Raw genomic sequence first — 15,384 nt, forward strand, 5'->3', positions numbered from 1 at the left:
TTCCGGCAGGAAAGCGAAAGTATGAACCGTTCATAATTTTCGCAATTTTGTGTGATGGGAATCGCGTTTCTTTTCCGGTTGCTCTGGTGAGACCCCGCGTATGCCCCGCGGTTGCGTCGCTTTCACTCGCCTCCGGATGCTCCCATGAACAAGATCTACAAGTTGGTATTCAACGCTGCCCTCGGCGTTGTCCAGGTCGTTTCCGAAATCGCCCGCAAGCCCGGCCGCCTGTCGGCAGGGGCTGCCGCCGTCGGCCTGCGCCGCGACGCGCTGGCCATGGCCCTGGCGCTGGGCCTGGGGCTGCTGCCGGGAATGGTGATGGCCGCCAACTATTCGATCCGCAACCCGGACGGCAGCTATTCCACGGTCGATCTGATCCTGACCAGCGAAGTGGCCGGCGAAACCAACGACGACGGCGATGTGATCGCCTCGCGCAAGGTGGGCGTGATCGCCACCGATGGCAGCAACGATTACCTGGTGCGCGACATCAAGGGCCTGGGCAGCAGCGTGCTGATCGCCAGTTCCGGCACCGGCGTGGAAACCGACGGCACCGGTGAAGCGCAGTCGGTGACGGTGGTGGGCTACCGCCTGGCCGGCAGCCCGGGCACCACCACCCGCGATGTGCTGTTCAACAGCAGCACCGGTCGCTGGGAAAACAGCAACGGCGATGCGGTGACCATCCTGGCCATGGTCTACGGCAGCACGTCCACCGACAGCGAGGGCAACCTGACGGTGACCGAGAACGGCACCGTGGACGTGGCCACGCGCATGCTGGCCGATGGCGACGGCCCCGACCCCACTGACGGCTACGGCAGCGGCACCCTGGTGAAGGTGACGCGGGTCGGCAGCAAGGGCAGCAAGGGCCGCACCGGCGCCCTGTTCGTACCGGCCAAGGCCGGCGGCGACGGCGGCCGCGGCCCCGACATCACGCTGGGGCCTGGCCAGGACCCCAAGCTGCTGATCAACGGCACGGTCACCATCAGCAATGACAGCCCCGGCATCCTGATCACCAGCACCGGCGGCAATGGTGGCAACGGCGGCAGCATCTATCTGTCCGCCTCCAAGGCCAAGCCCGGTGGCGATGGTGGCTCCGGCGGCAACGTCACGGTCAACGTGGCCGGTTCCGGCACGATCATCACCACCGCAACCGGTGGCACCCCCGCGCCGGGCATCGCGGTGCAGAGCCGTTCCGGCCAGGGCGGTGACGGCGGCAGCTCCTTCGCCGGCGGCGGTGCCGGTGGCGGCGGTAGCACCAAGCAGGGCGGCGATGTCTCGCTGACCAGTTCGGTGAACGTGGAAACCCGTGGCGCCGATTCGGCCGCGCTGCTGGTGCAGTCGCTGGGCGGTGGCGGTGGCAGCGGTGGCAATTCCTATGGTCTGTTCCCGACCGCCGGTGCCAGCGGTGGCGCCGGTGGCCACGGCGGCAAGGTGACGGTGAACAACAGCGGCACGCTGGTGACCGGTGGCGCGGGTTCGGCCGGCATCAACGCGCAGTCGATCGGTGGTACCGGCGGCAACGGCGGCACCACTGTCGCACTGGTGGTGCTGGGCAGTGACAGCAGTTCGATTGGCGGCAACGGTGGCGCGGTCGACGTGTTCAACAGCGGTGCGATCAGCACCAGCGGTGAAGGTTCCGATGGCATTTCCGCGCAGTCGATCGGCGGTGGTGGTGGCCGCGCCGGTACCCAGGTGGGTCTGGTCACCCTGGGCGGCAGCAGTGGCGCCGGTGGCAACGGCGGTGCCGTAGCGGTGGACAACGACGGCAACATCACCACCCGCGGCGCCGATGCCAACGGCGTGCTGGCGCAGTCGATCGGCGGCGGCGGTGGCAAGGCCGGCCTGAGCGCGGCGCTGGCCGCGCTGGGGTCGTCCGGCGGCGATGCCGGCACCGGCGGCAATGTGAGCGTGGACAACAGCGGGCGCATCCTGACCCTGGGCGCACGCGCGATGGGCATCCTGGCGCAGTCGATCGGCGGTGGCGGTGGCACCGGCGGCAGCAGCCTGGGCGTGTTCGCGCTGGGCGGTGACGGTGGCAAGGGCGGCAACGCCGGTGAGGTCAGCGTGACCCACAGCGGCAGCATCGAAACCCGCGGCACCTCTGCCGACGGCATCCTGGCGCAGTCCATTGGTGGCGGTGGCGGCAACGGCGGCGGCGCCAGCGCGGTGGCGCCCTTCATTGCGTTTGCCTTCGGTGGCAGCGGCGACAACGGCGGCGTGGCCGGCAAGGTATCCACCACGCTGGTGGATGGCAGCAGCATCCTGACCCAGGGCAACAACGCCGCCGGCGTGCGCCTGCAGTCGATCGGCGGCGGCGGTGGCAACGGCGGCAGTGCTACGGCCGTGTCGGTGGGCGTGGTGGTGCCGGTGGGCATCAGCGCCTCGTATGGCGGTTCCGGCGCTGCGGGCGGCAATGGCGGTGTGGTCGAACTGCACGGCAATGGCGATGTCACCACCCATGGCAACAACGCCGATGGCCTGTACCTGGCCTCGATTGGTGGCGGTGGCGGCAGTGGCGGCAACGCGCTGGGTGTTGCACTGACCGGCGGCAATGCCTTCGCGGTGAGCTTGAACAGCAGCAAGGGCGGCAGCGGTGCCGGTGGCGGTGACGGCGGCAAGGTCAGCGTGGACAGCGGCGGTACGCGCGGCTCGATCTGGACCGCAGGTGATTTTTCCAACGGGCTGGTGGCGCAGAGCATCGGCGGCGGCGGCGGCTCCGGTGGTGATGCCATCGGCGTGACCGGCGCGGCCAGCGGCGGTATTTCGCTCACCGTGTCGTCCACGCTGGGCGGCACCGGCGGTGCCGGCGGCAAGGGCGGCGATGTCGATGTCACCTACAGCGGGGACATCACCACCGGCGGCACCAGCACGCTCAATGCCGATGCCAGCGGGCAGGGGGCGGTAGGCGCGTTGATCCAGTCCGTCGGTGGCGGCGGTGGCAGTGGCGGCAGCGTGGTGTCCGTGGCGGCCGGCCTGGGCGCTACCACCATCAACATCGGCCAGAGCTTGGGCGGCAGCGGCGGTGACGGCGGCAACGGTGGTCGTGTCGACGCCGTGCTGGACAGCACGATCTGGACCGGCGGCGACGATGCGGTGGGTGCGCTGATCCAATCGGTGGGGGGCGGTGGCGGCAACAGCGGCAACAAGATCGACGTGGGCGTGGCGGTGGGGGGAACCACCGCCCAGCTGTCGCTGGGCATTGGCGCGACGGGTCTGAGCAGCAGCGGCGGCAATGGCAGCAACGGCGGCATCGTCAATGGCCAGTACCGTGGTGAAGTGACCACGCTGGGGCAGCGCGCCAGTGGTGTTGTGATGCAGTCGATCGGCGGCGGTGGCGGCAACGGTGGCTTCACCGTGGATGCCGATGTGTCGGTGAGCGCAGCGCTTTCGCTGCAGGGCACGCTGTCCATCGGTGCCTCCGGGGGGGACGGCGGCAATGGTGGCGCGGTAACCGGTGCAGTCGATGCCACGGTGATCACCGCGGGCGACCAGGCCACCGGTGTGCTGCTGCAGTCGGTGGGCGGTGGCGGTGGCAGCGGCGGCTTCGATGTGGCCGCGGGCCTGCAGACGGCGGTGATTTCCGGTGCCACTGTTGGCGCCACGATGGGCCTGGGCGGCAACGGCGGCGACGGTGGCAACGGTGGTGCGGTCAGTGGCCAGTTCGCGGGCAGTGCGTCGACCCTGGGCGCGCAGGCCGACGCCTACGTGGTGCAGTCGCTGGGCGGCGGTGGCGGCAACGGTGGCTTCGCCGTGGCCGGTGGTCTGGCGATCAGCAACGGCGCCGCCGCGCAGGCGGCCATCGGCATCGGCGGCAGTGGTGGCAAGGGCGGCAATGGCAGCACCGCGCATGCGGAACTGGACGGGCTGCTGCAGACCTTCGGCGCGCAGTCCACCGGCATGCTGGTGCAGTCGGTGGGCGGTGGTGGCGGCAACGGCGCCTTCAGCGTGGGCGGTGCCCTGACCATCGGCAGTACCGGTTCGGGCTCGGCATCGGTGGGCATCGGTGGCAATGGCGGCGAAGGCGGTACTGCGGGCGCGGTCAGTGCCACCTTCAGCGACAGCACGGTGCTGACTGAAGGTGTCGGCTCGGGCGGCGTGGTGCTGCAGTCGATCGGTGGTGGCGGCGGCAACGGTGGCTTCAGCGTGGGCGGCGGGGTCAGCGTGGGCGGTACGGCGCTGAGTGCATCGGTGGGCCTGGGCGGCAGTGGCGGCACGGGCGGCCTGGCCGGCAGCGTACGTGCCGATGCCAGCGACCTGCAGGTGCAGACGCTGGGCGACGGTGCCACCGGCATGCTGCTGCAGTCGGTTGGCGGCGGCGGTGGCAACGGTGGTTTCGTGGTGGCCGGGGGGATCAGTGCCGGTGCGGCCGCTGGCGCGGTGTCGGTGGGTATTGGCGGCAATGGCGGGGATGGCGGGCGCGCGGGCGCAGTGACCGCCGATCTGCGCGGGGGCTCGGTCTACACCGTGGGGGACAACGCCTCGGCGCTGGTGCTGCAGTCCATCGGCGGCGGCGGTGGCAATGGCGGCTTCAACATCAGCGGTTCGCTGGCCGCCGGCATGGGCAGTGGCGCGGTCAGCGTCGGCCTGGGCGGCAACGGCGGCAGCGGTAACACCGGTGGGCGCGTGGTGGGCTATGTCGATCAGGACGTGCAGACCGACGGCGATGATTCCACCGGTGTGCTGGCGCAGTCGGTGGGCGGTGGCGGCGGCAATGGCGGCTTCAACGTGGCCGCCGGCATCAGTGCGTCGTCCAGTGGCGGCGGAGCCGTGTCGGTGGGCCTGGGCGGCAGCGGTGGCGAAGGAGGCGCTGCGTCCACCGTGCAGCTGGAAAAGCACGGCAGCGTGCTGACTCGTGGTGATCGTGCCGACGCCGTGGTGGCGCAGTCGATCGGCGGCGGTGGTGGCAACGGTGGCTTCAATGTGACCGGCAGCCTGGCCGCCAGCGGCGGCGGTGCCGGCAGTGTGTCGGTGGGCCTGGGCGGCACCGGTGGAAAAGGCGGTACCGGCGCGGCGGTCGGCCTGACCCAGGTCGGTCGTGTCGCCACCGAAGGCGAACAGTCGCTGGGCCTGCTGGCGCAGTCGATCGGTGGCGGTGGCGGCAACGGCGGCTTCAACGTCAGTGGCGCACTGACCGCCAGCGGCGGCGCCGGTGGCTCGGTGTCGGTGGGTCTGGGCGGCAGCGGTGGCGACGGCGGCAACGCCGGCGCGGTGACCGTGGACAGCACTGGCTTGGTGTCCACCGAAGGCGACGGCAGCCATGGCGCGCTGGCGCAATCGCTGGGCGGCGGTGGCGGCAATGGCGCCTTCAACATCAGCGGTGGATTGACCGCCACCGGCAGCGCAGGCGGCTCGGTTACCGTCGGCCTGGGCGGCAACGGCGGCAGCGGGGGCAGCGCCGGCAACGTGCGCGCCACGCTGCAAGCGGCCACGCCGGACGGCTCGCTCGACGACGGCCGGGTGCTGGCCACGCTGGGCGACGGCGCCTCGGGTCTGGTCGCGCAGTCGATCGGCGGCGGCGGTGGCAACGGTGGCTTCAGCGTGCAGGGCGCGCTGACCGCCAGTGGCGGCACCTCTGGTTCGGTCAGCGTGGGGCTGGGCGGCAACGGCGGTGACGGCGGCAGCGCCGGTTCGGTGCAAGGCAGCACCGTGGGCCTGGTCACCACCGCAGGCGATGACAGCCATGGCGTACTGCTGCAGTCGCTGGGTGGTGGCGGTGGCAACGGCGGCTTCAACGTGAGTGGCAGCCTGACCGCGACGGCTGGTTCGGGCGGTTCGATCAGTGTGGGCCTGGGCGGCAACGGTGGCCAGGGGGGCCAGGCTGGCAACGTGACCGGCAGCGTGCGGGCGCTGGCGCAGAACGAGGGCTATGCGGTGATCACCGAAGGCGATGACGCCATGGGGGTGGTGGCGCAGTCGATTGGCGGCGGCGGTGGCAATGGCAGCTTCGTGGTGGGCGGTGCACTGACTGCCTCGGCCGGCAATTCCGGTGCGATCGGCGTGGGTGTGGGCGGACGCGGTGGCAGCGGCAACAGCGCAGGCGACGTGCATGTGGACGTGGAAGGCCATGTGCAGACCACCGGGGATGGCGCGCAGGGCATCCTGCAGCAGTCCATCGGCGGCGGCGGTGGCAACGGTGGCATGACCATTGCCGGTGCACTCAATGCCAGTGCCTCCAATGGCGGCAGCATCGCCATCGGCGTGGGTGGCAGTGGCGGCAGCGGTGGCGATGGCGGCGCGGTGACCGGCAGCCTGGTCGGCAACGTGGTGACCGCCGGCCACGATGCCGGTGCGGTGACCTACCAGAGCCTGGGCGGTGGCGGCGGCAATGGCGGCATGACCATCGCCGGCAGCTTGGCCGCATCGGGCAACGGCAGCGGCAATGTCAGCGCCAGCATCGGTATTGGTGGCAGCGGCGGCACCGGTGGTATCGGCGGTGATGTGCAGGCCGATCTGGACGGCACGCTTTCCACGTTGGGGGACGGTGCCTGGGGTGGCCTGTTCCAGTCGATCGGCGGCGGTGGCGGTAATGGCGGCATGACCATTGCCGGTGCGCTGACGGTGGCCGCTTCGGCGCAGAACCAGTTGGCGGTGAGCGTGGGCATCGGCGGCAGTGGTGGCAGCGGGGGCACGGCCGGCGATGTGCGGGTGAACCACACCGGCAACGTGAGCACGCTGGGCAACGACGCGCAGGGCATGGTGCTGCAGTCGCTGGGTGGCGGTGGTGGCAACGGCGGGCTGACCGTCAGTGGTGCCGGCGGCATCAACCTGGGCGATGGCTCGCGCAACCTGGCGGTGTCGGTGGGCGTGGGCGGCAATGGCGGCAGCGGCGGCAGTGCCGGTGATGTGACCGGCACGCTGGAAGGGGATTACTTCACTGCAGGCGATGGATCGACTGCGGTGCTGGCGCAGAGCCTGGGCGGTGGTGGCGGCAACGGTGGCATCACCGTGGCCGGCAGCATCAGTGCCAGCCTGGGCGACAACGGTGTGGCCAGCATCGGCATCGGTGGTACGGGCGGCAGTGGCAACACCGCCGGCGATGTCAGTCTGCTGCGACAGGGCAGCACCGTGACCGAAGGCCAGCGCGCAGATGCCATCGTGGCGCAATCGATCGGCGGTGGCGGCGGCAATGGCGGCATGACCATTGCCGGTGCGCTCAGCCTGGGCGACAGCCGCAACGGCAGCGTGGTGGTGGGCGTGGGCGGCAAGGGCGGCAGTGGCGCCACCGCGGGCGATGTCAGCGTGGAGGTGCACGGCACGGTGGCGGCGCTGGGTGGCTTGGGCGACGTGCTCACGCTGGGCAATGGCAGCGCGTTCCAGGTCGATGCCAGCGATCTTGCCAACGGCTCCAGCGGCATCGTCGCGCAATCCATCGGCGGTGGCGGCGGTAATGGCGGCATCAACATCCAGGGCGGCCTGGCCGTCGATCCGACGGCGGTGTTCGGCGGCGGCAGCAGCGGCGGTGGCAGTGGTGGATCGTCAGGCGGTGGCAGCGGCAACAGCTCCACCAGCGTCGGCATCGTGCTGGGCATCGGCGGCAATGGCGGTACCGGTGGCCATGCCGGCAAGGTGGCGGTGAACGTCGGCCCGGAAGATAGCGATACGCCGCTGGTGGTGGCCATCGGCGATGAGCAGTCGGCGATCCTGGCGCAATCCATCGGCGGCGGTGGCGGCAACGGCGGCATCAACATCGGCGCAGCGGTCACCACCGGCAGCAGCATCACCGTTGGCCTGGGCGGCAATGGCGCCGATGCCGGCCGCGGCAACGACGTGCAGGTCGATGCCAGCGCCGATGTGTTCGCCTTCGGCGATCACGCACGCGGCATCCTGGCGCAGTCGATCGGCGGCGGTGGCGGCGCCGGCGGCATCAACATCAGTGCGGCACTCAGCAAGCCCTCTTCGCAGAACAGCGCTTCGCTGGTGGTGGGGCTGGGCGGGTCCGGTGGTACCGGCAATACCAGTGGCGTGGTGGACGTGACCCACATGGGCAGCATCAACGTGGTGGGCAGCCATGCCAGCGCACTGCTGGCGCAGTCGATCGGCGGTGGTGGCGGTGCCGGTGGGCAGAACATTTCCGCCTCGGCCAGCCAGGGCGCGCAGCGCCTGGCGGTGTCGGCTGGCATTGGCGGCGACGGTGCCGAAGGCGGCGATGCCGGTGCGGTGCACGTGCACAGCAGCGGCGGCGACATGTTCGTCAACGCCAATGGGGCCGACGAGGTGGCGCAGGGCGGCACCGGCATCCTGGCGCAGTCGATCGGCGGCGGTGGCGGTGCGGGCGGTGGCAGCATCAGCGGTCTGTACTCGTCGGCGCAGGTGCCCATCAGCATCGGTATCGGTGGCACCGGGGGCAGCGGCGGCAATGCCGGTGCGGTCAGCGTGCTGCGCGGTGATGCGGCGGCCTGGGGCAGTGGTGTCGCGCCGACGCTGAACCTGTTCGTGGGCGGCGACCATGCCACCGGCATCCTGGCGCAGTCGATCGGCGGTGGCGGCGGCAATGGGGGCGGCACCCTGGTGCTGGAAAAGTATTCCGACAGCTCGGGCTCGGGCTCCGGTTCGGGTTCGGGCAGCGGCACGGGCACTGGAAATGGCAGCGGCAGCCAGCAGCGCACCACGGTGGCGGCCAGCCTGCAGATCGGTGGCGGCGGTGCCGGCGCCGGCAGTGGTGCCGCGGTGGACGTGACCAGCATTGGCAACATCATCACCGACGGCCTGGCGTCGTCGGCGATCGTCGCGCAGTCCATTGGCGGTGGCGGCGGCAATGCCGGCCAGAACGTGCGCAAGGCCAGTGGCCTGGACGATGTGGATGTGGGTCTGAAGGTTGCGCTGGGCGGTGCGGCCGGCGCGGCCGGCACCGGGGGCGATGTGACGGTGCGCAGCCAGGGCAATCTGCTGACCGCCGGTGCATCGGCGTACGCGATCCTGGCGCAGTCCATTGGTGGCGGTGGCGGCAACGCGGCGGTGGACAACACCGGCGATGCGGCGGGCCAGAACAGCCTCGCCTTCACCCTGGGCCGCCAGGGCGGCGAAGGCGGCAGCGCCGGTACCGTGCAGGTAGCGCTGGAACAGGGCGTGCTGCAGACCGCCGGTGACGGCGCAACGGCGGTGCTGGCGCAGTCCATCGGCGGCGGCGGCGGTACCTCCAGCAGCACATCGGTGGCCGTGGCGGTGGCCGGTTCCAGCGGCAGCTCGAGTGGCGGTAGCGGTGGCACGGGTTCCGGATCGGGCACGGGCGGCAGCACGGGCGGCAGCAGCAACAGCGCGGACGAACCCGATGCGCTGGCGCTGGATATCAGCCTGGGTGTGGCCGGCGGCAAGGGGGCGGCCGGTGGCGCTGTCGCGGTGAGTACCGTGGCGGGGTCGCAGATCCTGACCAACGGCGACGACGCGCGCGGCATCGTCGCGCAGTCGGTGGGCGGCGGTGGCGGTACCGGCGGCAGTGCGGCCAGCAAGGGCGGCACCGCCACCGTGGCGGTGAATCTGGCGCTGGGCGGTGCCGGCGGAGAGGCGGCCACCGGTGGCCGCGTCGATCTGGACCTGGACGGCGTGATCGAGACCCGTGGCGACCGTGCCGATGGCGTGCTGGCGCAGTCCATCGGCGGTGGCGGTGGTCTGGCCGGCTCGGCGTCGGCCACCTCCACGTTCAAGCAGGGCAGCAGCGACGGCAGCACTGGCAGCAACGGCAGTGGCAATGGCAGCAGCAATGGCGCCAGCGAAGCGGCCACCAGCGTGGCGTTGAACCTGGCCCTGGGCGGGCAGGGCGGTGACGGTGCGACCGGTGGTGATGTCAGCGTGGCCCACGGTGGCACGGTGATCACCTGGGGCGACGACGCGGTGGGCATCAACGCCCAGTCCGTCGGTGGCGGTGGCGGTGTCGGCGGCCAGAGTTCGGCCAAGGGCGAAGCAGCGGCCAGCAGCGCACTGACCCTGGTGATGGGCAACATCGCGCTGTCCGGCGCGGGCGGCACCGGTGCATCCGGCGGCGAGGTCAGCGTGGAAAACAGCGGTCGCGTACAGACGGCGGGCGCGCGCTCGGTGGGTATCGGCGCGCTGTCGGTCGGCGGCGGCGGCGGCAGTGGCGGCGTGGCGTCCAGCGAATCGAAAGTGGACACCGACAAGGACGAGACCGGTTCAACCACCGTTTCGCTGCAGTTGGCGCTGGGCGGCAGCGGTGGTGATGGCGGCGTCGGTGGCGATGTGGCCGTGTTCAACGTGGCGGCTGCCGGTAGCGCCGAAGCGCCGGTCGTGCTGACCGTCGGCGACAGCGCACACGGCATTCATGCGCGCTCGATCGGCGGCGGCGGCGGTGATGCCGCGATGGCGTCCAGCCGCAGCGCGCAGAGCGGGGGCGGCACGGCGATATCGCTGGACCTGGCATTGGGCGGCAGCGGCGGTACCGGCAACACCGGTGGCAACGTGCAGGTACGCAACGAGGGCTACGTGATCACCGGCGGCGAAACCGCCCATGGCGTGTTCGCGCAGTCCATCGGTGGCGGTGGCGGCAGTGCCGGGGTGACCGTGGCCGATGCGGCCAGTGCCGGCGAAGGCAGCGTGGGGCTGGCGCTGGCGCTGGGCGGCGAAGGGGGCAGCGGCGCCGCCGCCGGCAACGTGCAGGTGGACAACAGCGGCTGGATCAGCACGGTCGGCGCGCGCGCGTTTGCGATCTTCGCTCAGTCGGTGGGCGGTGGCGGTGGCGATACCGCACTGACCCTGGCCAACCGCAACGAGGTGGACAGTGGCGATGAAGACAGCAACAGCGGCGCAGGCAGCAACAGCAATGGCCAGGCGCAACAGGGCAGTGGCGCGCTGCAGTTGAACCTGGCCCTGGGCGGCAACGCTGGCGACGGCGGCACCGGCGGCAATGTGAGCGTGAGCAACCGGGTGCGGGCCGGCGTGGCCGACAGCGGGGTGATCAGCACCCTGGGTGAGGGCGCGCACGGCATCTTCGCCCAATCCATCGGCGGCGGTGGCGGCAGTGCGTCGCTGACAGTGGCCAGCGTGGCCAATGCCGTTGAAGGTGCCACGTCGCTGAATCTGGCCCTGGGCGGCCAGGGCGGCAGCGGCAATCGCGCCGGCAGCGTGGAGGTGATCAACGACGGCCTGGTGCAGACCCGTGGCGACGCGGCCTACGGCATCCTGGCGCAATCCATCGGGGGCGGTGGCGGTGATGGCGGCCAGTCGGTGGCCATGACGGCGGCAGCACTGCAGGGCGGTGCGGTCGATGCCAGTGTGCTGGCTGGTCTGTCCGGTGCATCGAATCTGTTCGCGGGCAACAGCGGCGATTACTTCATGGCCGTGGGTGGCCACGGCGGTGATGGCGGCGACGGCGGCGATGTGCGGGTGGTCAACAACGGCCGCATCGTGACCTTCGGCGCCGGTGCCGATGGCATCGTGGCGCAGTCGATCGGTGGCGGCGGCGGCAACAGCCGCCTGGGCTTCGGCAGCATCGATGGCGGCGGTGGCTTGTCACTGGCCGGTGTGCTGCTCAGCCAGCTGGGCGGCAGCAACCTGGACGGCGGCGGCACGGCCGGCACCGTCACCGTGGAAAACAATGGCAGCATCACCGTGTCCGGCGCGGGGGCGGTGGCCGTGCGCACGCAGGCCATCAACGGCGGCGGTGGCGTGCTCGACCAGACCTTCACCGGCGTGGATCTGTCTGCGGCAGCAGCCGATGCTGGCAGTGGCAGCAGCGCCGCATCCGGTATCGGCAGCGTGCTGGGCAGCCTGCTGGGCAGCCGGGATGCCACCAACACCAGCGGTGGTGATGTGGAGGCCGGGTCGAAGGGCGACTACGCCATCGCCGGTGACTTCTCGCTGGGCGAACTGACCCAGTCGATCGGTGGCGGTGGCGGCAGCAGCCTGACCCGGCTGCTGGGCGGCACCGACAGCGTCGCGCCGCGTGTGGCATTCACTGCGGCCAACGCCGGCAATGGCCTGTCGCAGGCCATCGCGCAGGCGCAGCCGACGGCACCGGCGCTGGTGTTTGCCGCCAGCCTGGGCGCCATCGGCGGCAGCAACAACAACGGTGGCGCGCTGCGCCTGAGCCACGACGGCATGATGGTGCTGGAAGGCAGCCAGGGCGTGCTGGCCCTGCACCAGTCCATTGGTGGTGGCGGTGGCGAAAGCCGCGCGCAGCTGCAGGGCGCTGGCAACGCCGTGCAGCTGCAGCTGCAGATGGGCGCCAGCGGCGCGCAGGACAGCCGCGGTGGCGCACTGGCCTACAGCCAGCGGGGCGACGTGGCCGTGGCCGGGCAGGACACGCAGGGCCTGCTGCTGCAGAGCATCGGCGGCGGCGGTGGCGTGGCCCGGGTCAGCCTGGACGTGCCGGGCACGGCACAGGCGCAGGCGCGATTGGGCGCCGACGGCGGTGCGGGGCTGGATGCGGGCGCGGTGGACATGCAGGTGGCCGGCAACGTGCTGGACCTGTCGGCCAACTCGGTCGCCCTGCTGGCGCAATCAATCGGCGCCGGTGGTGGCGTGGCCCTGTTGTCGCAGGGCGTCGGCGCCGATGTGCAGTTCGGTGCACGCAATGGTGCGCAGGGCGATGGCGCTGCCGTCGACATCGGCGTGCAGGGCAGCGTGATCACCACCGGCGACAACAGCCTGGGTGTGGTCGCGCAGTCGATCGGCGGCGGTGGTGGTCTGTTGATGCAGTCCGGCGACACGGCTGCCGTCGGCCTTTCCGCTGGCAACCAGGGCGACGCCGGTGCGGTCAGCGTGCAGGTGCAGGGCGATGTGCTGGGCCTGGGCGCGCGCAGCGTGGGCGTGCTGGCGCAGTCCATTGCCGGTGGTGGTGGCTGGGTAGCCGGGGTCGGCTCGGCGGCCGCGGGCGGGCAGGGCAGTGCAGGCGCGGTGAGCGTGGCGGTGAGCGGCGATGTGCTGCAGACCGGCACCGACGCGGTGGGTGTGCAGGCGGCCAGCCTGGGCCGCGATGGCCGCGGCAACATCGACGTCACCTTGGCTGGTGCCGTGCGCGGTGGCAGCGGTGGCGGTGCCGGCGTGGTGATCGAAGGTGGCGAAGACAATCACATCGTGGTCGAGCGTTCGCTGTCGTCGGTATCCACGCTGGCTGCGTTGGCCGGAGAGGGCAACGACCTGCTGCAGAACCAGGGCAGCCTCTATGGCAATGTCGATCTGGGCAGCGGCAGCAACCGGTTGCTGAACGAGGCCGGCGCACGCCTGGTCACCTACGACCGGCTGGCCATCGGCCAGGGCAGCGGCGTGGCCGCGCTGACCCGCGCGACGTCGGGCACGCTGGTGAACCGCGGCGATCTGCATTTCGGCCTGGCCGCGCCACAGTTCCCGATTGATCTGGCCGCCGGTGCAGTGCATGCCAACGTGGACGATGCCGCCGCTGCGGCGGACAACCTGCTGCTGGGCGCGCGGGTGACCAGCCAGGTCGCCCTGACCGGCAACTTCGTGCAGGAACGCGACGGTGCGCTGTACATGGATGTGGCGTTCGGTTCGCCGGCATCTGATCGCCTGATCGCAAGCGGGTCGGTTGCGCTGGCTGGCACTGGCTACTTCACGCTGGCCTCGCTGTCGAACGCACAGTGGCTGCCGATCCTGTCGGCCGCACAGGGCAGCCGCGATGATGGCTTCCAGATGCAGGACACGCTGGCACTGACCTTCAAGGCCAGCTACCGCGCCGACGGCGTGCACCTGTCCTACGATCCGCACTTCCAGCAGGCCTGGCTGCGCGACAACCAGAATGCGCTGGCGTCGCACATGAACAGCGCACTGCTGACCGGCAGCAGCGATGGCATCGGTCGCCTGATGGCGCTGCTGGGCAACTACAAGGCCGGCGATGAAGCGGCGTACCGGCAGGTGTTCGACCTGATCAACGCCGATGGCCTGGCGTCCACGCTGTACAACCAGGTGCAGGTGCAGCGCGGCTTCACCAGCAGTCTGTTTGGCTGTGGCCGGGTGCTGGACGATGGACGCTGCGTGTGGGGGGGCATCAGCAGCTACGACGCCCATCGCGAGCGTACCGTTGCCGACCTGCCGATCGCGTTGTCGGGCAGCTACGCACGCTTCGGCATCGATGGCACGCTGCAGGGGCCGTGGTCGATCTCCACCGCCTTCGAGTTCGACCACTTCTCGCAGATCAGCGTGGACGATGGCCAGACCCGCAGTCGCGGCCGTGGCGTGAACCTGGGGGTGGGCTTCGAGCATGATGTGGACAACGTGCAGAGCCGCTTGAGCATCGCCGCCGGCTGGTCGTGGTATGACACCACGCGGTTGTCGCCGGTGTTCGACGACAACGCACAGGCCACCTCGTCACCCCGCACCGGCTACGTCAGCCTGGGGGCTGGCATTGGCACGCGCCTGGGCAGCGGCGGCTGGTCGCTGCAGCCGCGGGTGGATGCACGCTACACCCTGCTGCACCACGACGGCCTGCGCGAGCAGGGCATGGGGGATATCGGCTATCGCGCCGGCGCCCACAACCAGAGTCTGTTCTCGGTGGTGCCCAGCGTGAAGCTGGGCTACGAGCAGGCCTTGGCCAAGAGCCGTTTCGGTGTATCCACCCAGTTGGCCTACGAAGTGTCCACGCGCACCGCAGTGAACCTGCCGGTGTCGCTGATCGGCGCCAATACCGATGCCAGCGCTGCGGACATCCAGATTCCGATCGCCAGCCCGGCACTGAACTGGCGCTCGCGCCTGTACTACGGCAACGAGCGGGTGACGGTGGGCATGCAGTACGGCGTGCAGCACGGCAGCCGCGTGGGCGGCGAAGTGTATGGCGTGGACCTGCGCGTGAAGTTCTGAGGTAGTGGCCAACCTTGGTTGGCCGCCTTTCCGATGAGTGCCAACCAAGGTTGGCACCTACCAGAGCCGGGCATAACCCGTGAGTGCCAACCAAGGTTGGCACCTACCAGAGCCGGGCATAACCCGTGAGTGCCAACCAGGGTTGGCACCTACCAGAGCGGGCCGGTCAGCCGCCGCGTGTTTCCACCAGCACCGGGCATGGCGCGTGGTCCAGCGTCCATTGCGCCACCGAACTGTCGAGCAGGCGCTGCAGGCGCGACAGGTGGCGATGGCCGATGACGATCAGGTCGGCGCCCAGCTCGCGGGCCTGGGCGCTGATGATTTCGCCCGGATCGCCGGCCGGCAGCAGCGAGCGCGCATCCACGCCGCGTTCGCGCAGCTGCGCCGTGGCGTCCTGCAGCAGGCCTTCGGCCTTGGCGCGCTGGCGGGCGGCGGCAGGGTACTCGCGGCGGTCGGCGTCGCTGGCGTCAGCGGGCAGGGCGAACTCGGGATCGATCACGCACAGCAGGTGCACGCGGCTGCGCGGCCCGGCGACATGGGCGACCAGGTCCAGTACCGGGTCGTGCTGGCGGCCGCCATCGAGGGCGACCAGCAGGGTTGTGAACATGGGGAGGTCTCCTTGGC

2 protein-coding genes are annotated in these 15,384 nt (G+C 70.7%); one reads left to right on the forward strand and one right to left on the reverse strand.

The features are described 5' to 3' along the window. Window positions 1-144: 144 nt before the first annotated feature. Window positions 145-14,760: an ESPR-type extended signal peptide-containing protein gene (locus tag AC06FA_RS18115; protein WP_478069499.1), complete on the forward strand. Its 14,616-nt coding sequence runs from the start codon at window positions 145-147 to the stop codon at window positions 14,758-14,760. Between the two features lie 166 nt (window positions 14,761-14,926). Here AC06FA_RS18115 and AC06FA_RS18120 read toward each other — a convergent pair whose 3' ends face one another. After that, entirely contained in the window at window positions 14,927-15,367 is a 441-nt protein-coding gene (locus AC06FA_RS18120; RefSeq protein WP_478069500.1) for a universal stress protein, read from the reverse strand. Between the last annotated feature and the right edge of the window lie 17 nt (window positions 15,368-15,384).

This window comes from Stenotrophomonas sp. Steno-C17 (assembly GCF_056393165.1).